This window comes from uncultured Wocania sp., from assembly GCF_964021735.1.
Taxonomy (GTDB): Bacteria; Bacteroidota; Bacteroidia; order Flavobacteriales; family Flavobacteriaceae; genus Wocania_A.
This window is the reverse complement of the sequence record NZ_CAXIBN010000033.1, coordinates 1-22,759: the sequence shown is the minus strand read 5'-3', so window position 1 is coordinate 22,759 and position 22,759 is coordinate 1. Positions and strand designations below refer to the sequence as shown.

Sequence of the window (22,759 nt, the reverse complement as noted above, 5' to 3'; positions counted from 1 at the left end):
GAAAACAAAGCACTAAAACGTTTAACGTCATGTTAAATGCATCGTATTTGGGTACCTATTATTTACCAGGTATTCAAGCTGAAGCGATGTACGATAACGAGTATTTGGTTAGAACAAAAGGTAAATGGGTTGTGGTTGAGAAATAGTGGCTTTTAGGGTTTGACTTTGTCAGAAAAATTGACTAAATTCGTTTAACAACCGATAAAGTTCATTGCAAACGGAACCCTATCTATGCATTAGCAGCAATTAAACCAACAACTATAGTAAAATGAAAATATTTCCACTAATACTTCTGATATTATTAACTTCCTGCCAGAAAGAACCAACTGATGAAGCTATAAGAGAGTCCAATATTGAATTGACTTCTCGTTATTTTGATGAAGTTTATAATCAAAATAATATAAACTTAATCGATGAATTATTCGTTGAGGACTATGAACATACATCAACCGAAGGAAGAAAGTTTAATAGTCGTGATGAACTAAAATCAGCTGTTCAAAGGATTGAAACTCTTTTGCCGAATTTAAAGCTTGAAATCGTAGAAGTAGTCGCTGATAAAGAAAAAGTTATTTTCTTGATTCGAATGGAATCGGATTTACCTAAAATGGCTAGCTCAACGACTAAAGCTGTTAAAACTGATTTTAATGAAACCTTTATCTTTTGGGTTAAAGACAATAAAATCTATAAAGGAAGGTCTGTTGGTGCTCATTTACCTTTCATAAAACAAGTTTCTGGATTTGAAGGAGGATTAATGACTTTGATTAAAGAACTGTCTGAAAAACAAGACACTTTAAAAAACACTATGCAAATAAGCCCGACCCGATAGGTAACGCCCAAAATAATTTAGTGTTTTAAAGTAACGTGCCCTGTAAACCTTTGCCCATCAATAACAACAATATACCAATAGTCATCGGTTGGTAATAACTCATTATTAAAGGTTCCGTTCCATGAAAACGGTCTATTTCTAGAACTCTTTAAAAGCTTTCCGTATCTGTTAAAAATAGACACAAAAGAGCTTGAGTAATACTCAATCCCTTTTAAATCGAATGCATCATTTTCGCCATCGTTATTAGGTGTAAAATACTTTGGAATATAAAAATGCAAATAGGTTTGGGTTGTAATATGTGAGCAATCGCGGTCTTTTACATAAACCGTATATAAGCCACCGTCTACATTAAAAAACGTATTGTTGGGTTGAAAAATGTTTCCGTTTAATGAGTACAACAAATTGCCAGTGTTTGATGTGGCATTGATAACAATTTCATTCCCATCTGAAGTCACATTTTCAATTACTGGATTATCAATTTGATTAAGTTGAATAGTTTTGGTAACCGAGCAAGTACCGCTATTAACCCTAACCGTATAAGCACCTGGGTTTGATACATCAATTTGTTCAGTTATTGCGCCATTACTCCACAAGTAAGATGTTACAATACCTGGATTTGTTGGATTAGCAGATAAGGTTATGGTGGTGTTTTCGCAAAATTCTAAGGTTTCGTCTGTTACAATTGGTATTTCGAAATAAGTAGCTTCTAGGGCAGTTCTTGAAGTAGATAAACAGCCGCCAAGTCTAGTTTCTGCTTCGGCATAATATATTCCTGCAACGCCATTTGGATTATATATGGTGCTATTCGTTTGAAGCAAGTTTCCACCAACGGCAGCATCGTACCAATTTACATTAACATCAGTTGGTACGTTAACCCTAAGCGGTGTATTATCATTTTGACAAACCATTAAATCGCCATTACTTGCTGGGGCATTTGGTAATGTAATAGCTCTAATTTCAAAAATCTCGGACGATGAGTTGCATGACGAGTTTGCTAAATTCACAACATCTTCAGCCACTAAAACTCTGTAAAAAGTAGTGTTGTTTAAAGCTGGTGTGGTATAGTTTTGGTTGTTCTCTCCAACAATATCTACCCAATTAATACCATCTACACTTTCTTGCCATTGATAAAAATGAGATGAAAAAATAGCAAAATCTGGGATAGCTGTTAACTGTGTTGAAAAAGGAAATTGGTCTTCGCATATATATGCATTTGTGCTATTTGAGGCATCTTCAATAGTTACGGTATCACCACATGTTTTAAAAACAATATCATCAATAGCTAAATCGTTACCACAACCACCAACACCATTGTTTAACATTTTTAAAATAACAGATGTTTGCCCAGGCTCCGTTTGAAATACTAAGGCGTATTGCACCCAATTAGGGCTTGAAGTTCCATTTATACTACCTGTATTGCCACTTGCTAATGGGTTGGTGTCGGTATTATCCCAAATTTCAAATCTTACATTTATAGGAATACCTCCATTTGGGCATGAAGATGTGTTAGGCAATAAGTTAATCATCCATGACGAAAATTCGTAAGTTGTGTTTTCGCATAATCCACTTATTGTTGTTCTGTAAAATTCTCCAGCTGTATAATCAGCATTTACAATCAACATTTTTCCGTTAGCATCTCCTCCAGTGTGATCATCAATATCAAACCATCCAAACCAATTTGAATTACTTGATACGGTATAAAATCCATCACTAGGCGATCCTCCAGAAAAAGTATAAGTTGTTGTTCCTGATGGTAATGGTGAACTTGTTGTTCCCGTACCAAAGGTTTCGGTAAAAATAGGATCACCAGAGTTTCCGCTACAAAACCCTAATTGAGCTTGTAATTTTAAAACTGTTAGATTTAAAAAAATCAAAATTAGTATTTGTCCTTTTTTATTAATAGGTCTTAATTTTTAATTATTCAGATGTTAAAAATAACAATAAAGCGAGCTATATTAGTAAAAAATAAGGGGTTTAAATTATGAAAGCATCAGAAATACTTAATCAGACTTTGCATCGTCCGTTTGAATACCCCAAACGCCCATGGAAATTTTACCAAGAATGGAATAAAGCTGTTTTTTTACATTGGGAAGTTGATGAAGCATTAATAGAACCCTTACTTCCAAAAAACATAGAATTAGATATTATAAACGGTAAAACTTGGGTAAGTTTAGTGGCTTTTAATATGAATAATATTGGTGTGAAAAGCTTGCCTAAAATTCCTCATATTTCAGATTTTTACGAAATAAACATTCGAGTTTATGTGGTTTGTAATAAAAAACCAAGTGTTTACTTTTTGAGTATGGAAGGCAGCAAACGGTCGTCTTGCAAGGTGTTAAAAGTATTGTCTAAATTTCCGTATCGGTATTCAAAAATGAAAAGAAATGAAACTAACTATAGCTCCAACAATACTGAGTTTAGTGATTCATTTCGCATTAAGTATAATCTCAATAATTTTCCTGTTAAAAAAGATAAAACTGATTTATGGCTAACCGAACGCTATGCTGTTTTTCAAGATTATAAAAAGCATATTATTGAGTACGATGTGCATCATATAGAGTGGCCAATTCAAAATATTCATATTGAAAATCTTGAAATTAACTATCCTAGATTTAATCATTTAATTAATAATAAACCTGATAAAGTACACTACTCAAAAGGCGTTCAAGTTTTAACTTGGGATAAAATAAAACGTAAATTATGAAAAAAGATTTCAAACCCTATTATGCTGTTATTTTCACTTCAACGCAAAATGAAGATATTGATGGCTATTCGGAAATGTCAGAAAAAATGGAAATTCTAGCAAAACAACAAAACGGTTTTTTAGGAATGGAAAGTGCACGAAACACTATTGGAATTACAGTTAGCTATTGGGAAACTTTAGAGGCTATAAAAAACTGGAAACAACAAAGTGAGCATTTACAAGCACAGCAAAAAGGACGACAAGATTGGTACAGTTGGTACAACGTAAGAATATGTAAAGTTGAACGCGAGTATGAATTTAATTCAAAAAAACGTCATAAAATTATCTTAAAACACATCTAAACACAACCACTTAGAGTATATATTTTTAAGTGACAAACAAAAGAATTGAGAAAAATTAACCACCTCATCTTTAGTTCCTTTTTGGGAAACTGCTGCCACTCCTCCTTAAAAAAAGGAGAGAGTGCAAATTAGAACTAAATATAAAAGCGTAATAAAAATTAAATAGAAACTAAAAATTAACTCCTTTCCTTTTTGAGGGAAGGTGGATTTTATTTCACAAAAAGAAATCAAAGACGGAAGGGTAAATAAATGAAAAACATCCACAATCGCAAATATTTAGAAGAACGAAGAAAAGAGCTTCGGAAAAATTTAACTCCCGCTGAGGCTATATTATGGAAACATCTTCAAAGAAAACAACTTGCTGGAAAAAAGTTTAGAAGACAACATAGTATTCAAAATTATATCGTAGATTTTTATTGCGCATCGGAAAAGTTAATTATTGAGCTAGATGGAGCTATTCATTTAGATTTTGCACAACAAAATTATGATTATGAAAGAACACAAAATTTAGAAAACTTAGGTTTTAAAGTTCTTCGATTTGAAAACAAACTAATTTTTGAGAATATTACAAATGTATTAGAGGAAATTAGTTGTCATTTTAAAAATTAATAACCACCTCGTCATCAGTTCCTTTTTGGGGAACTGATGCCACTCCTCCTTAAAAAGGAGGAGAGTTAAGTAACACCATAATTGAACTAAATTTAAAATTGAAACTATAAACAAAAAATCCTTCCCTAAATTAGGGAAGGTGGATTTGGTTTCGCAAAAAGAAATCAAAGACGGAAGGGTAAATAAATGAAACAAATAATTAACTACATAAAACGTAACAAAATTAAATCAGCAATAATTGCTGTGCTTTTAATTGTTTATTATTTCTGTTTGCCAAATCAACTTTTTAAAGATCCTACCTCAACAGTTATTACAAGTTCTAATAACGAGTTATTAGGTGCGCAAATTGCTAAAGATGGTCAATGGCGATTTCCAGAAAGTGATAGTATTCCTGAAAAATTTAAAACTTGTATTATTCAGTTTGAAGATGAATATTTTTATAAACATCCTGGGTTTAACCCAATTTCTATCTTTAAAGCATTACGAGATAATATAAAATCTGGCAAAGTAACAAGAGGTGGAAGCACCATTACACAACAAGTTATTCGCTTATCTAGAAAAGGCACGAAACGCACCTATTTTGAAAAATTTAAAGAAATTATTTTAGCAACTCGATTGGAATTCCGCGAAAGCAAAAATCAAATTCTATCCTATTATACAAGTCATGCCCCTTTTGGTGGTAATGTTGTAGGTTTGGATGCTGCATCGTGGCGTTATTTTAATAGAGGCGCTAATGATTTATCTTGGGCAGAAAGTGCAACACTTGCCGTTTTACCAAACGCACCAAGTTTAATCTATCCAGGAAAAAACCAAGAACGCTTACTAACAAAAAGAAATCGATTACTTAAAAAATTATTAGAAAAAACCGTTATCGATTCACTTACTTATAATTTATCAATTGTTGAAGGTTTACCACAAAAACCATATCCATTACCACAAACAGCACCACATTTATTACAAAAAACAACAAAATATCATTACGGAAAGCGCATCAAAACCACAATAAATATACAGCTTCAAAAACAGGCAAATAGTATTGTTAAAAATCATTACAATAAACTAAGTCAGAATGAAATTTACAACGCCGCTGTTTTAGTTTTAGATGTAAAAACTAGACAGGTTTTAGCTTATGTAGGCAATACACCAACAGATAAAACACATCAAAAAGATGTTGACATTATTGATAAATCCAGAAGCACAGGAAGCATTTTAAAACCCTTTTTATACGCTGCTATGTTGGATGCGGGCGACATTTTACCAAATACTTTGGTTGCCGATGTTCCAACCCAATTTGGAAGCTATAATCCAGAAAATTATAATAAAACTTATGATGGTGTTGTGCCTGCTAGTCGAGCATTATCGCGGTCTTTAAACGTACCATCGGTTAGAATGCTGCAAACCTTTGGTTTAGATAGGTTCCATCATTATTTAAAAGCATTAAACCTAAAAGATTTAAAATACAATGCCAATCATTATGGTTTGTCTTTAATTCTTGGCGGCGCAGAAAGCAACTTATGGGATTTATGCAAAAGCTATGCAGCTTTGTCTTCAACCTTAAATCATTTTTCTGAAACTTCTAGCGAATATTTTTCAAATGAATTTTGCGAACCCACTTTTTTAGCTTCTGAAAACATAAATTTTGGAAAAAAAACAACCGACAAAACCTTATTTGATGCAGCTTCAATTTATTTAACTTATAACAGTTTAAAAGAAGTTAACAGACCCGAAAGCGATGAAAGTTGGGAGTTTTTTGATAGCTCGAAACAAATAGCTTGGAAAACTGGTACTAGTTTCGGGTTTCGTGATGCTTGGGCTATCGGTACTACTAAAGATTATGTAGTTGGCGTTTGGGTAGGCAATGCCGATGGCGAAGGTCGCCCAGGTTTGGTAGGCGTAGAAACTGCTGCGCCTATTTTATTTGATGTGTTTGATGTGCTACCAAATAGCGATTGGTTTGCAAAACCTTTTGATGAAATGCAGGAAGTTGAAATTTGCATAGAAAGCGGACACAGAGCTTCTCAAAATTGTGCTGATACAGAAAATCAATTTATTCAAATAAGTGGATTAAAAACAAAACCTTGTCCGTATCATGTTTTAATTCATTTGGATAAAGCTGAAACGTTTCAAGTCAATTCTTCATGTGAAGATGTCAGCAATATTACACATAAATCATGGTTTGTTTTACCACCTTTAATGGCTTATTACTATAAAACTAAAAACCCTTTTTATAAGCCGTTACCAAAATTTAGAGACGATTGTTTAGGTGTAAACGCCATTACTATGGAATTTATTTATCCTAAAGAAAGTAACAGCATTTTTTTACCGAAAGATTTTGATGGTAATACCAACGACCTCATTTTAAAAATAGCACATTCAAAACCAGAGTCTACTTTATTTTGGTATTTGAATAACACATTTTTAGGGAGTACAAAAGATATTCATGAATTTGCTATAAAGCCAAAACAGGGTAAACACACAATTACTGTGGTTGATGAATTTGGAAATGAAGCTAAACGATGGATTGAGATTTTGAAATAGTTTAAATACAGGTTTTAAAACATTGTAGGAAGCATAAATATTTTTTCACCTTAATAAACGCAACCATACAATAAAAAATGCATCTTTAAAGAAAAAAGCAATGAAATTAATTACTTTACTATTTTGTGTTTTGTGTTTTACTGCGTGTAAAACTGATGATGATAATGGTATTGATTGTGACCTATTTGATCCAGCTAATAGAAATCTTTTTATTGAATTGGTTGATGGTAATGGAAATAACCTGATTGAAAATAATACTTTTGTTGCAGATGATATAAAAGTATTATTTAACGGTAATACAATTACCAATGTTGTCTTTAATGATGTTGAAGGCATAGAAAACTTAATTGCCTTAAGTTTAATTGGAGAAGCTGGCAACAATACTTTTGAAATTCAGTTGTCTAGTGAAATAACCGACACTTTGATTCTTAATTTAAAAGCTGAATCTCAAATTTGTGGTTGGACATTTTTCTCATTAAATTCTGCAACTTATAATGATGTTCTTCAAACTATAGAAGATTTTAATGGCAATTATATAATTTCAGTGATTAGATAAAGCTCCAAAATCATTTTACTTTCTTACATAAGTTTTAATCATACAATGATCAGATTTAAACGTTCCTATTTTTTCAGTTTTAAGAATTTTTAAATCTTTTGAGACCCAAATATGATCGAGGGAAAGCAACGGCAAATTCCAAAACCAAGTTTCTCTAAAACCATTTCCTTTTTTGTTAAAAGCATGATTAAAATTGGTTTTAATTTGTGCAAAATATTTTGATTCGTATGGCACATTGAAGTCGCCTAATAAAATGGTTTTTGTTTTTATTTTAATATTTTCATTTACAAATCCTAACTCCCATTCTCTTGGAACATCTGGACTTCCAGTAACATCAACTGCATAAAAATTAATTCCTGCTGTTTTAAAATCTATAACTGTTGTATTGTATTTTGAAGTGCTTTCACTTCTAATTTCTAAAGGAGTTTTCGAGAAAAGAAACAATTCTCTATCAGCTGCATAAAAATAATAATTAGGGTATTTTTGTTGAATCTCCTCAATTACATATTTCCCAGTTTCAACTAAAACTAAAACATCTGGTATACTACCATTTTTATTAAAGGCCCCTTGTAAATTATTTTCTCTAGAAGCATTCCAAAAAACAACTTCTAAATCGGTTTCTTTAATATCTTCAGAAAGATTAATTTTAAAGCTTCTACCTAACCATATAAATAACAATAATACTGCTATTAATAAGTTGAATTTTCTAACTTTTCTTTTTAAAAAAACAGTTAAAAATAAAACTACTAAAATAATAATTGGTAACGGAAACGTATAATAAAGTAGCGAACTTTGATAACTATTTTCTTTATACACAAAGTGAATAGCTAACAACGCTATAATAATTGCTGTGTTTAAAAATAGATATAGAGCTCGAAATACTTTTAGCATTAGCGTAACGGAAATCCTTTTGCTGCCCACCAAGGATGCATTTCAATTTCTAGTCTACCTGCTTTTACCATAGGATCAGAATTCGCTAAACTATCTGCCATTTTTTGTGTTGGAACGTTATAAATGGTAATACCACGTATATCGCCATCATCTCCAAATGGCCCAGAAATATCGGCATAACCTAGCTCGTACATTTTTGCTAAATGAGCTAAATGTTCTTTCTGTAGGTCTGCTGTTTCTTCTTCATTCTGTCCTCGAATTGGCCCGCGTTTTAAAAAAGCCATAAAATACTGTTGCATTAAAATAGTGTCGTTTGTTTTTTTATCAACATAATCAAAGGTTTTAAAGCCTTTTGCTGTAAGTTCTTCTTTTAGCTGTCTAGCAGATTTTTTAACAGGTTCTTTTATTTCGACTTCAACTATAGAATCTACAGGTTCAACTACCGTTTCGGTTATAGTTTCTTTTACTTCTTTAACTGATGTTTTTGCTTCTTCTTTACATGCTATAAAAACTAATAAAATCATGCATGCTAAAAATATTTTTTTCATAATTGCCACGTATTATAGGGTTGTTTACTTAATTGTGAGTTGTAATATTTTATATCTCCAGTAACTTCTTTACCTAACCATTCGGGGTTTTTAAAGGTTTCGTTTTCATTTTGCAATTCAACTTCAGCCATAATTAGTCCTTCATTATCTCCAAAAAATTCATCAATTTCAAAAATATGATTTTCAACTTTTACCTCATAGCGCATTTTATCAATAATCCCTTTTTCACATAGTCTAAAAAGCGATTTTGTATCCTCTTTAGAGATTTCTTTTTCCCATTCAAAACGCGATAATCCATTAATTGACGATTTTCCTTTAACAGTCAAAACACCTGCGTCATCTTTTAATCTTACCCTAACAGTGCGCTCTGGATCTCGATTTAAAAAGCCTTGAATAATTCGTGTACTTTTAAAAGCTTGGTTTTTAAAATTGCTTGAGGTTACTAAAAACTTGCGTTCTATTTCTATCATTAATTTTCAATAAGCATTTTAGTAAATATAATTAAAAGGCTTTAATTGCCTAAATTTACGTTATGTCTATGGATTTACCAATTAGAAAAATTATCCATGTAGATATGGATGCCTTTTACGCCTCTGTTGAGCAAATGGATAACCCTGATTTAAAGGGCAAACCACTTGCTGTTGGTGGTGGTGGCAAGCGTGGTGTGGTTAGTGCAGCAAGTTACGAAGCCAGAAAATTTGGAGTAAAAAGTGCCATGGCTGGAAATTTAGCAGCAAAATTGTGCCCTGATTTAATTTTTGCAAGACCACGTTTTGAACGTTATTCTGAAATTTCTAAAAAAATTAGAGCTATTTTTTATGATTACACAGATTTGGTTGAACCGCTTTCTCTTGATGAGGCTTATTTAGATGTTACTGAAAATAAAAAAGGAAACCCAAGTGCATCGTTAATTGCCAAGGAAATTAGAGAACGTATTTTTAACGAAGTTGGCTTAACAGCATCGGCAGGAATTTCTATTAATAAATTTATTGCAAAAGTAGCGAGCGATTACAATAAACCTAACGGACAAAAAACCGTAAATCCTGAAGAGGTTTTAAGCTTTTTAGAGCAACTAGATATTCGAAAATTTTATGGTGTTGGTAAAGTAACTGCCGAAAAAATGTACCAAAAAGGTATTTTTACAGGATTGGATTTAAAGCAAAAAACGTTGGAGTATTTAGATGCTAATTTCGGAAAATCTGGTAGGTATTATTATTACATAGTTCGTGGGATTCAAAATAGTGAGGTAAAACCAAATAGAATTAGAAAAAGTCTTGCTGCCGAACGTACGTTTAGCGAAAACTTATCGTCTGAAATTTTTATGCTCGAAAAATTAAAACACATTGCCGATGAGGTTTCTAGGCGTTTAAAAAAAAGTAGTGTCGCTGGAAAAACGGTGACTTTAAAAATAAAATACAGCGATTTTACTTTGCAAACACGAAGTAAAACATTGCCTTATTTTGTAAGTGATACTAGCATAATCTTAGAAACTGCTAAAGATTTATTGTATCAAGAAAAAATGAGTAATTCTGTAAGATTATTGGGTATTTCTTTATCTAATTTAAATACTGAAACTAAGAAAAAACCCGAACAGAAAAGTGTGAGTGTGCAATTAAAGTTTGAGTTTTAGATTAGTTTATAATTACTCTTTTCAATCTTTCTGAAACAAAACCCACAGACAAAGTTAAAACTCCTTCATTATCAATATCATAACTGCCTTGAATTTCAGAAACTGAATCATTATTTTCATATTTACATGAAAAAAAGAATTTAGAGTTTTCTACTCGAAAATTTCCAGAACTACAACCATATATATTAGTAAACTGCCCATTAGATTTTAATTCGACAAATCGCCCATTTTCAATAGGTGTCCAAAGCCCTAATACATCGTATTCATTTTCTGGATCAATAATATCATCTACCATTTCTACAACTTGCCATTTACCAACAATCTCATTGTCAATAAAAATAGAATCATCTTTTGAACATGAAAAGTAAAAAGAAAAAACTAATAAGTACTAAAAAAAGTTTTTTCATTATATGATGTGTTTATATCAAAATACAAAATTAAATTCTTACAAATCAAAGATGATTTTATTCACGTTAGGCACTGTAACTACTCTCTCTTTTGAGACTTGAAAAAAGGTATAATGAAATATCCGTGTTTATGAATTCAATAATTTAAAATGGAAGTATGAATAAAAGCGTTACCCTTTTTATTTTTTCACAAAAAGGGTAGCACCCAAATATTTTTTTAAATACTACTATTTTAAAAACTACAGCTTGTAATTTCAGTAACCCGTAAGGTATTCACCATGCCTTTTTCTTGTATTGGCATTGCAGCAAGACTTATAAGCATATCGCCAACATCTAAATAGCCTTTTTTGCAGGCAATGGCATTTACATCTTCAATCGTTTCATCAGTACTTACAAATTTATCGTAATAAAAGGCTTTAACACCCCAAAGTAAGCTAAGACGTGTAAGGATGCGTTTGTTTGATGTAAAAACTAAAATGTGTGATGATGGTCTCCAAGCCGAAATTTGAAACGCTGTATAACCACTATTTGTTAAGGTTGAAATGGCTTTGGCATTAATTTCGTTTGCCATATTTGCCGCATGATAACATATAGATTTTGTAATGTAACGGTTGGTACGAATGTGCGGTGGTAATTGAGGTACTTGTATTAAATCTGAATTTTCGACACTTTTTAAAATGTTTGCCATTTGTTTAATAACCTGTATAGGATAATTACCAACTGAGGTTTCGCCAGAAAGCATTACGGCATCTGCTCCATCCATAACAGAGTTTGCAACATCGTTTACTTCTGCTCTAGTAGGTGTTAAACTAGAAATCATGGTTTCCATCATTTGTGTTGCAATAATTACTGGTATTCTTGCTTTTTTAGCACGTAATACTAATTGTTTTTGAATTAGCGGAACCTCTTCAGCAGGAACCTCAACACCTAAATCGCCACGAGCTACCATTAAACCATCGCAATGTGCAACAATTTTATCGATATTTTCTACCGCTTCTGGTTTTTCAATTTTAGCAATTATAGGAATTTTATGGTTGCTATGGTTGCTAATTAAATCGCGTAACTGCATTAAATCTTCAGCATGCCTTACAAATGATAAAGCTATCCAATCTACATCTTGACTTATGGCAAAAATAGCATCTTCAATATCTTTTTCTGTTAAAGCTGGCTGAGAAATATTGGTATTAGGAAGGTTAACTCCTTTTTTAGATTTTAATGGTCCGCCTTGAATAACACGGGCTTTTACTTCGGTTTTTTTATCGGTTGAAACGACTTCGAAAATTAATTTTCCGTCATCTAAAAGAATACGTTCTCCAGGTTTTGCATCTTGCGGAAACCTATCGTATGTCATGTAAACACGTTCTTTTGTGCCTTCAAATCGTTTACCAGTTGCAAATATTATTTCGTCGCCTTCGTGTACAACAACTTCTTCTTTCATAACCCCTACACGAAGTTTTGGACCTTGTAAGTCTCCTAAAATTGCAGCGGTGTAACCAAACTCTTTATTTAGTTCACGTATCATTTTAATACGGTCTTCCACATCTTTATAATCGGCATGAGAAAAGTTAATTCTAAATACATCTACGCCTTCTTCAAGCATGCCTTTTAAAACATCTTTAGTGCTTGTTGCAGGACCTAATGTGGCTACTATTTTGGTTTTTTTTCTTATTGGCATTAGTTAAAAATTAAATTATCTTTTGATTTTAGTTGATTAACATCAACACTAAAGGCGGTTACAACTTGAGGAATATTTAAAATGTTATTTAAAATATAGACTTCTTTACTAAAGCTGTTGTCGTTATCTATTTTTAAAAAATAGTTTACACCTTTATATTCTGGTATTAAATTAAATGTTTTAGTTATTTGCTCTTGAGTGTTAAATAATGATTGTTGATTGACCTGTTGTGGTGCTTCGTGCGTTTTACAGATATTAGATACTAAACTCCATGTTGTTAATTGCTTACCATCTTCCCATTCGAAAATAGAGTAGGTTGATTTATCTTTGTTATAATCTAAATCTAATGATTTCCTTACAAGGTTTATACCCAAATGTTTGTTTAAAAGATAAGCTAACCTATAGTCTTCAATAGTGCAATGAATTGCAATTAAGGTATACAACGCTTCTTCAAAAACATCATCTAAAACAAGTTTGTGAACAGCCATAACTTATTGTTAAAGGTTGTAAATATAGTATTTTAGCAATTATTTGTAGTATGTTTGCCTTAATCTTAACAATAAAACAAACTAAAACGTTGTAGTTGATTTTTTAATAAAAGAGTTTTTAAATCATTCTTGACATCCTATTCTGAAATGCAAAAAAAGCGCGTTTTGATGCTTTTTCTTCGGCTTTTTTCTTTGAAGTTGCTCGTGCTTTTGCTATCACTTTTTCGTCTATTGAAAGCTTTACCGAAAAATGTCTAACATCATCGTTTCCTGTATCTTCATATACATTGTATCTAAATGTTTTCTTTTCTTTTTGGCACCATTCAATTAACAAGCTTTTATAGCTAATAACCTTACCTTCGAGTGTTTCAATATCTACATAAGGAATTATAACGCGTTTAAATATAAATTTTTCACAGTATTTGTAACCTTTGTCTAAAAAAATGGCACCTACCAAAGCTTCGAATAAATTACCGTGAATATTATCTCCAAATTGCCCTGATGGAATTTTGCTTTCAACTAAATCTATTAAATTTAGATCTCTACCTAGTTCGTTTAAATGTTCTCTACTTACAATTTTAGATCGCATTTTTGTGAGATAGCCTTCATCTCCACTAGGCACTTCGAGGTATAAATGCGACGCAATAACCGAACTTAACATAGCATCGCCTAAAAACTCTAAACGTTCATAATTTATAGCATTGCCTTTACTGTCTTTTATGTTCATAGAACGATGTGTAAATGCCGTACTATAAAACTTTAGCTTCTTAGGTTTAAACCCAAGAATTTTAGTTAATTGCATAAAAAAATTCCCGTTGCTTTTAAAACGGGAATTTAATATGTTACGAATGTTTTTCATCTGATAATAAATATCTTAAATTAATGTCAGATGTAATAAACCATGTTTCATTTTACTGTAAAAATTAATTTATCGTTATGGTTTATTTCATTCGGGATTTAATCTATTTTTTTGAATACTACGCAAGCGTTATGTCCGCCAAATCCAAACGTATTACTCATAGCTACTTTAACATCGCGTTTTTGAGCCTTGTTTAGAGTTAAATTTAATTCAGAATCAATATTTTCATCTACAGTTGTATGGTTAATTGTTGGTGGCACAATACCGTGCTCCATTGCCAATATAACCGATATAGCTTCAATAGCTCCTGCTGCACCTAACAAGTGCCCAGTCATCGATTTAGTTGAATTAATATTTATACTTTTTGCATGACTACCAAACACTTTTGATATGGCCTTAAGTTCGGCTACATCTCCTAAAGGTGTAGATGTTCCATGTGTATTAATATGGTCTACATCTTCTGGTTTAAGTCCTGCGTCTCTTAAACAGTTTTTCATTACCTCAACAACACCAATACCTTCTGGATGTGGTGCTGTCATATGATAAGCATCAGAAGACAATCCGCCTCCTGCTACTTCGGCATAAATTTTTGCTCCTCTTGCTTTGGCATGCTCATACTCTTCTAAAATTAAAGCACCTGCTCCTTCACCTAAAACAAAACCATCTCGGGTTCCATCAAAAGGTCTCGAAGCCGTTTCTGGACTTTCGTTTCTAGTAGACAAGGCATGCATGGCATTAAAGCCACCCATACCAGCAATGGTTACTGCTGCTTCACTTCCTCCTGTTACAACTACATCGCAATACCCTAAACGTATTGAGTTTAGAGCATCAAACATAGCGTTTGCTGAAGATGCACATGCAGAAACTGTGGTGTAATTTGGCCCCATAAAACCATGTTTTATAGAGATGTTTGCAGGTGCAATATCTGCAATCATTTTAGGAATAAAGAATGGGTTAAATCTTGGTGTACCATCGCCCTCAGCAAAGTTTAATACTTCTTGCTGAAAGGTTTCTAAACCACCAATACCTGCTCCCCATATAACACCTACTCGCAACTTATCAACTTCCTCAAGGTTTAGTTTAGCATCTTCAATAGCTTCGTCTGCTGCTACCATAGCGTATTGCGCAAACTTATCCATTTTACGAGCTTCTTTTCTATCAAGAAAATCAGTAGCATTAAAGTTTTTTAATTCGCAAGCGAACTTAGTTTTAAACTTTTCGGTATCATAATATGTTATAGGCGCAGCACCACTTTTACCACTAATTAAACCATCCCAATATTCATCTTTGGTATTGCCAATTGGTGTTAAAGCTCCTAATCCTGTGACTACAACTCGCTTTATTTCCATAAATTTTAGTGCTTATTTTGCAGCTTCAATATAAGATATAGCTTGACCTACTGTTGCAATATTTTCAGCTTGATCGTCTGGAATTTGGATATCGAATTCTTTTTCGAATTCCATAATTAGTTCTACAGTGTCTAATGAGTCTGCTCCTAAATCGTTTGTGAAGCTTGCTTCTGTTACAACTTCGTTCTCATCAACCCCTAATTTGTCTACGATAATCGCTTTTACTCTTGATGCAATGTCTGACATAATTTTTTAATTTTAAGTTTTAATTAAGTGGCAAAAATAAAAAACTTTATTTTAAAACAACCTTTTAGTTTAAAAATGTGTTGGTAATTTACTAAAATTACTTTTAAGTATTTCAGTTTTGCCTTCTAATTGTTAATAATTATTCTTTTTTTTGTGTGAATAATTTTAACATAATGTCTGTAAATGAAACGTATTGTAATTTTTGCGTCCGGAAGTGGTACTAATGCTGAAAATCTAATTAAGTTTTTTCACAACAGAGATAATGCTTCTGTTATTCAAGTACTCACTAACAATCCTCATGCCAAAGTTTTAGACCGCTGTAAAAAACTAAAAGTTAGTGCGTTATCATTTAACAGAGTAGCCTTTACAAAAACTGATGACATTCTAAATATTTTAAAAGCTTCTAATCCAGATTTAATTGTGTTAGCTGGTTTTTTATGGAAATTCCCTGATAATATTTTAAATGCTTTCCCCAATAAAGTCATTAATGTGCATCCTGCCTTATTACCAAAATATGGTGGAAAAGGGATGTATGGCATGCATGTACATGAAGCTGTTGTAAAAAATAATGAAAAAGAAACAGGTATTACTATTCACTATGTAAATGAACATTATGATGAAGGTGCCATTATTTTTCAGGCAAAGTGTGATGTGAATTCAAATGATTCTGCCGAGGCTGTTGCAGCTAAAATTCATGAATTGGAAATGGAACATTTTCCAAGAGTGGTTGAACGATTACTTCTCAATAAGATTTAGAACTTAAATAATAAGATTCCCGCGTTTGCGAAAATGACAAAAATGTCAAAGAAGAAAAAAAAATATTATACCGTTTGGAAAGGACACAAAACAGGCGTTTTTGAATCATGGGACGACTGCAAAGCGCAAATTAAAGATTACCAAGGTGCAGTATACAAATCGTTCTTGACTTTTGATGCAGCAAAAAAAGCTCTAAAAAGCAACTATAAAGATTATATTGGTAAAACTTCAAAATTTAAAAGTGAACTTTCTGAAGTGCAACTCAAAAAAATAGGGCAACCTAATTATAATTCCATTTCAGTTGATGCAGCCTCTAGCGGAAATCCAGGAATAATGGAATATAGAGGTGTAGATACTAAAACAAAAAAACAACTTTTTATTCAAGGTCCTTTTGAAGAAGGCACAAATAATATAGGAGAGTTTCTAGCATTAGTGCACGGGTTAAGTTTTTTAAAAAAACACAATAGCGATCGTATTATTTATACAGACTCTAAAACCGCTATGAGTTGGGTTCGTAAAAAAATGTGTAATTCAAAATTAGAGCGTAACGAAAAGAATAAGCCTGTTTACGATTTGGTTGATCGTGCAATTGATTGGTTAAAAAATAACACCTACAAAACCGTTATCGTAAAATGGGAAACGAAAGCTTGGGGAGAAATTCCTGCGGATTTTGGGAGAAAATAAATTCGTTTTTTAGCACTTAAAAGACGTATATTTGCAAAAAATTATAACTCCTTTTATGGGTAAATTAGTAATAGTTGGTACAATGGCTTTTGATGCTATTGAAACACCCTTCGGAAAAACCGATAAAATACTTGGTGGAGCCGCTACTTTTATTGGTCTTGCAGCATCACATTTTAATATTAACGCTACTGCAGTCTCTGTTGTTGGTGGCGATTTTCCTCAAGATTATTTAGATTTATTATCAAGCAAAAATATCGATCTCTCTGGAGTAGAAATTGTTAAAGATGGTAAAACGTTTTTTTGGAGCGGACGCTACCATAACGACATGAATTCTAGAGACACTCTCGTTACAGAATTAAACACGCTAGCAAATTTTAATCCTGTTGTCCCTGAAAATTATCGTGATGCAGAAGTAGTTATGTTAGGTAATTTGCATCCTATCGTCCAATCTAGTGTTTTAGACCAAATGACGACTAAACCTAAGTTAGTCATTTTAGATACTATGAATTTTTGGATGGATTCTGCTTTAAACGATTTACATAACATTATAAAACGTGTTGATGTTATTACTATAAATGACGAGGAAGCTAGACAATTAACTGGAGAATATTCATTGGTTGTTGCGGCTAGAAAAATCCATAAAATGGGACCAAAATATGTCGTAATTAAAAAAGGAGAACACGGTGCTTTGTTGTTTCATAACGACCACGTATTTTATGCTCCTGCCTTACCGCTTGAAGAAGTTTTTGACCCAACAGGCGCAGGCGACACCTTTGCAGGAGGGTTTGCTGGTTACATTGCAAAAACAGGAGACACATCATTCGAGAACATGAAAAATGCCATTATATATGGTTCTACATTAGCATCGTTTTGTGTTGAAAAGTTTGGAACAGAGCGCATGATAAACCTAACAAGTGAAGAAATACATAAACGCTTGCTACAGTTTAAACAACTAACACAATTTGATATAAAATTAACATAACCCAACGCGCTCTAAAACATAGCGCGTTTTTAATTGAATATAAAACTTCAAAATAAATTTTTTTTATTTCAACTAAAGTGAAAACCTTTATATACTTATGAGTGATGCACTAAAACACGAATGTGGAATAGCCATGATAAGGCTTTTAAAACCACTAGAATATTATAAAGAAAAATATGGTAGCGCATTTTATGGTGTTAATAAAATGTATTTAATGATGGAAAAACAGCACAATCGTGGGCAAGATGGCGCTGGATTTGCAAGCATTAAACTAGACACCAAACCAGGTGAACGCTATATTAGCCGTGTACGATCTATAGCGCAACAACCTATACAAGATATTTTTGCTCAAATAAACGACCGTGTTAATAAAGAATTTACAGAACATCCAGAATACGCAAATGATGTTGCTGCACAAAAAAAGAACATTCCATATATAGGCGAAGTGTTATTAGGTCATGTACGTTATGGAACTTTTGGAAAGAATAGCGTAGAAAGTGTACATCCGTTTTTAAGACAAAACAATTGGATGCACAGAAATTTAATAATGGCAGGAAACTTTAACATGACTAATGTTAAAGAGCTTTTTAGTAATTTAATAGAATTAGGGCAGCACCCAAAAGAATATACCGATACCATTACTATTATGGAGAAAATTGGTCATTTTTTAGATGATGCTGTTAGCAAAATTTATAAAGAGTTAAAAAAAGAAGGGTATAATAAAAGAGAAGCCTCACCACTAATTGCAGAACGACTTAAAGTAAGCAAAATACTGCGACGAGCTGCCAAAAATTGGGATGGTGGTTATGCTATGGCAGGACTTATTGGGCATGGAGATGCCTTTGTTTTAAGAGATCCAGCAGGTATTAGACCGACTTATTATTATAAAGATGATGAAGTTGTTGTTGTAGCTTCAGAGCGTCCAGTAATTCAAACCGTTTTTAATGTAGATTTTGATGACGTTAAAGAGCTAGATCCTGGTCATGCCATAATTACTAAAAAATCTGGGCAAGTATCTATTAAAAAAATATTAGAACCCTTAGAAAGAAAATCATGTTCGTTTGAGCGTATTTATTTTTCTCGAGGAAGTGATGCCGAAATATATCAAGAACGTAAAATGCTAGGCAAATTATTAATGCCTAAAGTTCTTGAAGCTATTGAAGACGACACGAAAAACACCGTGTTTTCATACATCCCTAATACCGCTGAAACGTCCTTTTTTGGAATGATTGAAACTGTTGAAGATTATTTAAACGAAAAGAAAACAGAGGCCATTTTAAGTGGAGGAGGAAAAATGTCTGCAAAAAAGGTTACCGAGATTTTAGAAGAAAGACCGCGCATAGAAAAAATAGCCATTAAAGACGTTAAGTTGCGTACGTTTATAACCGAAGATAGTAGTCGAGACGATTTAGTAGCACACGTTTACGATGTAACTTATGGGGTTATAAAACCAACCGATAATTTAGTTATTATAGACGATAGTATAGTACGTGGTACAACTTTAAAAATGAGTATTCTTAAAATGCTAGATAGATTGCATCCTAAAAAGATTGTAGTAGTTTCTTCGGCACCACAAATACGTTATCCAGATTGCTATGGTATAGATATGGCAAATCTTGAAACGCTCATAGCTTTTAGAGCTGCATTAGCCTTGTTAAAAGATAGAAATATGTATCATATAGTAGACGAGGTTTATAATAAATGTTTGAGCCAAACTAAATTAGATGACAAAAATGTAAAGAATTTTGTTAAAGAAATTTATGATCCTTTTACTGATGAAGAAATATCTGATAAAGCTTCTGAATTGTTAAGTGATGAAAGTATAAAAGCAGAAGTAAAAATTATTTTTCAACCTGTAGAAAATTTACACAAAGCTTGTCCTGAACATTTAGGCGATTGGTATTTTACAGGAAACTATCCTACAGTTGGAGGAAACAGAGTTGTAAATAGAGCCTTTATTAATTTTTACGAAGGCAATAATGAGCGTGCTTACTAAGTGAAGAAAATATAATTTTAACATACATTTTTTAGTAAAAAAACATTTAATCCGAAAATTATGCTGTTTGTCTAAAAAATAATCGATTTATGTTAAATACGTATAAATTGGTCTCACCATAACATAAGTAGGTTAAGTTCATGGTAGATTTGGGGCAAAAAAAGGTGAACATCTGTTCGCCTTTTTTTATGCCTTTTATTAACGCATCTCAATTTATTTCTAACACTTCCTTTCATCTTAAATATCTGGCACTATCCCTTTTAAGCTAATATATAAGTCGTTTAACTAAAATATTTTATTAAGCTGTTTTAGCATTATATATTTGAACCACCATAACATAAGTAGGTTAAGTTCATGGTAGATTTGGGGCAAAAAGGTGAACACTCGTTCACCTTTTTCATTTTATATTAATTCTCACCTTTCGACTTTAGTTTATCTTGAGCGAAGACGAAAGACTTAAGATAAACTTCAGCAGGAATCTGTTTTTAATAATTTTTTGTATTCTGTCTCATCCTTATATAAAAGTCTTTTATATAATGCCATAAAAAAAATTATATTTACAGGATAGCAGTAATAAAAAACTTATTATATCCTAATATATTTACGGGATATGAGTAATAAATGTTACGATATAACGAGTTAGCCACAAGCTGAACCAAGAACTAAATTTGTACCTTTGACCTCTGAAATAAAAAATATTCTTGAAAGTAGAACATAACATATCTCGATTAAAGCACTTGCTGAAAATGTACAAGCTTTCAGTATCTGAATTTTTATCGAAAATCAGCGATGGATTAAAACGACCTATCTCTGAAAAAGATATTTTTTCCGAAAGAATAGAAATTGGTCACTTAAAAAGAATCGATAAACTTTTTGAAAAGGGAATTCATTATTATTTAGACCCAAAAGCACCTGAAAATTCAAAAGAAGCGAGTGTCTTTTTTAGAAAAGAAAATTTTGGAACTGACTTAAATTTCAGAGCTAAAAAAATAGTTAGCCAATTTGAGGAACTGAAAATATCTATTTCTGCTATTGCTAAATTAGCAGAATTAGACACAAAAAGAAAAATCCCAAAATTCAGCATAAAAGACAATCCAGAAAAAGTAGCTAACGAGTTTAGAAAAATTCTTTATCCAAGTTTCACATCTAAACGTAGAGATTTTCTTAAAGCACTAATTTCAAAGTTTGCAGAAAGTAACATTTTAGTTTTTGAGTTTGTAGAAACTCACAATAGAAAAGAGAAAGCGAATATTGATGGCTTTTTTCTTAAACCAAATGTTATTGTATTAAAAAGACATCAATCCTTTAGAAGAGAAATATTCACGTTAGCTCACGAACTAGGTCATTTTTTACTCAACAAAGAAGAAATTGAATTACTCGATTATAATGTAATTGCTGACAAACATTTGTCATCTATTGAAAGATGGTGTAATGATTTTGCTTATTATTTTTTAGTGGGAGAATATGGAGAAATGCTTAAAAATATTGAACTTGCCAAAGCTTCAAATGATTACCATTTTGATTTAATAAAAACAGTTTCTGAAAACACTCATTTGAGTCAAATCGCCTTATTTACAAGGTTATTATTTAAAAATCAAATTAGTCAATCTAACTATAACAAAGTAAGGAATGACTTTGAAGAACAATTCAAAAAATTTCAAGAAGAAAAAGACAGAGAAAAGGAATTACAAAAAGAAAAAGGTATTAAAATAAGAGGTTCAGTTGCACAACCAATTTCTTCGCCTTTATTTATATCAACAATTCAAGCAGCATTTTACGAAGGAATTATAAACGAATACGATGTTTGTAAGAAACTGAATATAAAGCCTGAAAAATTAGATAAATTTATTCAATGATAGTAGTAATTGATACAAGTTCTTTGTTGTCCTTGGTTCGTTACTACTTGCCATTTGACCAAAATAATAAGCTTTTTAATTTCATCAAGAAAGAAATACAAAATCACAACATAATAGTGATTGATGAAGTATTAAACGAATGCAAAATGGTTTCTGGAAAATTGGTTGTGAAAAAATTGGATTTTTTAATTGACAAGGACTTTTTAAAGGCTCATAAAATTCCAGTTAAAACGGAGAATTTAATTCCACCTTCACCTAAAAAATTCTACAATCTTGTTGATAACAATTTTATAACGACTAATGCTAAAAAATTAAATAGTGCTCAATTTGAACAGCGAAAAAAAGAATTTTTAGATTCAGCAGACGCAAGAATGATTATTTATTTGCTAACTCAAATCAGCAAAAATTCATTTGAAAAAATCATTCTTGTTACAGAAGAAACAGAAGGAAGTAATGACTTAAAGGCTTTCAAAAAATTACCAGCTATTAGTAAGATATTAGACATTGAGGTAAAGACGTTACCTGAACTATTGGAATTATATACTGATATAAATTTCTCGTTTGAATAAGAAAAGCCAGTGGCTAACATGCGGATATAACAAATAAATACTTTTAACTTCTGAGTAATCCACGCGAGTAAGCGCGTTAGGGATTGAAATGGAAATCCTTTTTAAAAAAGAATAAGCAACACATTATGCTTTATACTAAATATTTACAAATTGCCACGTCACTCGCTCCTCGCAATGGCATTTTAAAAAGATTGTATTGGAAAGCCCGACCACTTGCCCTGAGCGCAGTCGAAGGGTTGTGGTAACGCC

At 32.0% G+C, this 22,759-nt stretch carries 23 protein-coding genes; 13 read left to right on the top strand and 10 right to left on the bottom strand.

Features of this window, described 5'->3' with window-relative positions; all coding sequences use genetic code 11:
• The first annotated feature begins 268 nt into the window (after positions 1–268).
• On the top strand, positions 269–826 hold the full coding sequence (locus AADI82_RS04720) for a nuclear transport factor 2 family protein (protein WP_341215305.1): 558 nt from the start codon (positions 269–271) through the stop codon (positions 824–826).
• 17 nt (positions 827–843) lie between these two features.
• On the opposite strand, the gene AADI82_RS04715 is transcribed toward AADI82_RS04720, so the two are convergent.
• The gene (locus AADI82_RS04715) at positions 844–2,700 is read right to left on the bottom strand and encodes a T9SS type B sorting domain-containing protein (RefSeq protein ID WP_341215304.1); all 1,857 of its coding nucleotides are present in this window, start codon (positions 2,698–2,700) and stop codon (positions 844–846) included.
• 107 nt (positions 2,701–2,807) lie between these two features.
• Here AADI82_RS04715 and AADI82_RS04710 point away from each other — a divergent pair, with 107 nt between their 5' ends.
• The 5 genes from AADI82_RS04710 (at position 2,808) to AADI82_RS04690 (ending at position 7,574) form a co-directional block, all read left to right on the top strand.
• On the top strand, positions 2,808–3,530 hold the full coding sequence (locus AADI82_RS04710; protein WP_341215303.1) for a DUF2071 domain-containing protein: 723 nt from the start codon (positions 2,808–2,810) through the stop codon (positions 3,528–3,530).
• Positions 3,527–3,871, top strand: coding sequence for an antibiotic biosynthesis monooxygenase (locus tag AADI82_RS04705; protein ID WP_341215302.1), 345 nt, complete (start codon positions 3,527–3,529; stop codon positions 3,869–3,871). Before AADI82_RS04710 ends, AADI82_RS04705 begins: the two co-directional genes overlap by 4 nt.
• A gap of 249 nt (positions 3,872–4,120) precedes the next feature.
• Positions 4,121–4,480, top strand: a complete 360-nt coding sequence (locus AADI82_RS04700) for a DUF559 domain-containing protein (protein WP_341215301.1) — start codon at positions 4,121–4,123, stop codon at positions 4,478–4,480.
• Positions 4,481–4,666: 186 nt separating this feature from the next.
• Positions 4,667–7,018: a penicillin-binding protein 1C gene (gene pbpC, locus AADI82_RS04695; RefSeq protein ID WP_341215300.1), complete on the top strand. Its 2,352-nt coding sequence runs from the start codon at positions 4,667–4,669 to the stop codon at positions 7,016–7,018.
• A gap of 100 nt (positions 7,019–7,118) precedes the next feature.
• Complete coding sequence (locus AADI82_RS04690; RefSeq protein ID WP_341215299.1) at positions 7,119–7,574, top strand: hypothetical protein; 456 nt, start codon at positions 7,119–7,121, stop codon at positions 7,572–7,574.
• Between the two features lie 15 nt (positions 7,575–7,589).
• Here AADI82_RS04690 and AADI82_RS04685 read toward each other — a convergent pair whose 3' ends face one another.
• The 3 genes from AADI82_RS04685 to AADI82_RS04675 are packed head-to-tail and all read right to left on the bottom strand — an operon-like array spanning position 7,590 to position 9,483.
• Positions 7,590–8,465, bottom strand: coding sequence for an endonuclease/exonuclease/phosphatase family protein (locus AADI82_RS04685; protein WP_341215298.1), 876 nt, complete (start codon positions 8,463–8,465; stop codon positions 7,590–7,592).
• Positions 8,465–9,013, bottom strand: a complete 549-nt coding sequence (locus tag AADI82_RS04680) for a YciI family protein (RefSeq protein WP_341215297.1) — start codon at positions 9,011–9,013, stop codon at positions 8,465–8,467. Before AADI82_RS04680 ends, AADI82_RS04685 begins: the two co-directional genes overlap by 1 nt.
• The gene (locus AADI82_RS04675) at positions 9,010–9,483 is read right to left on the bottom strand and encodes a CYTH domain-containing protein (RefSeq protein WP_341215296.1); all 474 of its coding nucleotides are present in this window, start codon (positions 9,481–9,483) and stop codon (positions 9,010–9,012) included. Before AADI82_RS04675 ends, AADI82_RS04680 begins: the two co-directional genes overlap by 4 nt.
• A gap of 62 nt (positions 9,484–9,545) precedes the next feature.
• Between AADI82_RS04675 and dinB the strand changes: the two genes are divergently transcribed.
• Entirely contained in the window at positions 9,546–10,643 is a 1,098-nt protein-coding gene (gene dinB / locus AADI82_RS04670) for a DNA polymerase IV (RefSeq protein ID WP_341215295.1), read from the top strand.
• Position 10,644: 1 nt separating this feature from the next.
• Here the strand turns inward: dinB and AADI82_RS04665 are convergent, their stop codons facing one another.
• The 6 genes from AADI82_RS04665 to AADI82_RS04640 form a co-directional block, all read right to left on the bottom strand.
• Positions 10,645–10,938 (bottom strand): hypothetical protein, encoded by a 294-nt coding sequence (locus AADI82_RS04665; protein WP_341215294.1) that lies wholly within the window; start codon positions 10,936–10,938, stop codon positions 10,645–10,647.
• Positions 10,939–11,282: 344 nt separating this feature from the next.
• The gene (gene pyk, locus AADI82_RS04660) at positions 11,283–12,725 is read right to left on the bottom strand and encodes a pyruvate kinase (RefSeq protein ID WP_341215293.1); all 1,443 of its coding nucleotides are present in this window, start codon (positions 12,723–12,725) and stop codon (positions 11,283–11,285) included.
• A complete protein-coding gene (locus AADI82_RS04655) occupies positions 12,725–13,213 on the bottom strand; it encodes an IPExxxVDY family protein (RefSeq protein WP_341215292.1) in 489 nt (162 codons plus the stop codon). The genes pyk and AADI82_RS04655 overlap by 1 nt, the downstream gene beginning before the upstream one ends.
• Before the next feature lie 118 nt (positions 13,214–13,331).
• Entirely contained in the window at positions 13,332–14,072 is a 741-nt protein-coding gene (gene rnc, locus AADI82_RS04650) for a ribonuclease III (protein WP_341215291.1), read from the bottom strand.
• A gap of 98 nt (positions 14,073–14,170) precedes the next feature.
• Positions 14,171–15,421 carry a beta-ketoacyl-ACP synthase II gene (fabF, locus tag AADI82_RS04645; protein ID WP_341215290.1) on the bottom strand — a complete coding sequence of 417 codons (1,251 nt, stop codon included), beginning with the start codon at positions 15,419–15,421 and terminating at the stop codon, positions 14,171–14,173.
• 12 nt (positions 15,422–15,433) lie between these two features.
• Positions 15,434–15,667 carry an acyl carrier protein gene (locus AADI82_RS04640; protein ID WP_007647141.1) on the bottom strand — a complete coding sequence of 78 codons (234 nt, stop codon included), beginning with the start codon at positions 15,665–15,667 and terminating at the stop codon, positions 15,434–15,436.
• A gap of 183 nt (positions 15,668–15,850) precedes the next feature.
• On the opposite strand from AADI82_RS04640, the gene AADI82_RS04635 reads away from it, so the two are divergent.
• The 6 genes from AADI82_RS04635 (at position 15,851) to AADI82_RS04610 (ending at position 22,510) form a co-directional block, all read left to right on the top strand.
• On the top strand, positions 15,851–16,423 hold the full coding sequence (locus AADI82_RS04635) for a phosphoribosylglycinamide formyltransferase (RefSeq protein WP_341215289.1): 573 nt from the start codon (positions 15,851–15,853) through the stop codon (positions 16,421–16,423).
• A 42-nt stretch (positions 16,424–16,465) separates the two neighbouring features.
• Positions 16,466–17,107: a ribonuclease H family protein gene (locus AADI82_RS04630; protein ID WP_341215288.1), complete on the top strand. Its 642-nt coding sequence runs from the start codon at positions 16,466–16,468 to the stop codon at positions 17,105–17,107.
• Between the two features lie 55 nt (positions 17,108–17,162).
• The gene (locus tag AADI82_RS04625) at positions 17,163–18,089 is read left to right on the top strand and encodes a PfkB family carbohydrate kinase (RefSeq protein ID WP_341215287.1); all 927 of its coding nucleotides are present in this window, start codon (positions 17,163–17,165) and stop codon (positions 18,087–18,089) included.
• Between the two features lie 97 nt (positions 18,090–18,186).
• A complete protein-coding gene (locus tag AADI82_RS04620; RefSeq protein ID WP_341215286.1) occupies positions 18,187–20,085 on the top strand; it encodes an amidophosphoribosyltransferase in 1,899 nt (632 codons plus the stop codon).
• 746 nt (positions 20,086–20,831) lie between these two features.
• Positions 20,832–21,941: an ImmA/IrrE family metallo-endopeptidase gene (locus tag AADI82_RS04615; protein WP_341215285.1), complete on the top strand. Its 1,110-nt coding sequence runs from the start codon at positions 20,832–20,834 to the stop codon at positions 21,939–21,941.
• Positions 21,938–22,510 (top strand): DUF4411 family protein, encoded by a 573-nt coding sequence (locus AADI82_RS04610; RefSeq protein WP_300248503.1) that lies wholly within the window; start codon positions 21,938–21,940, stop codon positions 22,508–22,510. Before AADI82_RS04615 ends, AADI82_RS04610 begins: the two co-directional genes overlap by 4 nt.
• Positions 22,511–22,759 lie beyond the last annotated feature (249 nt).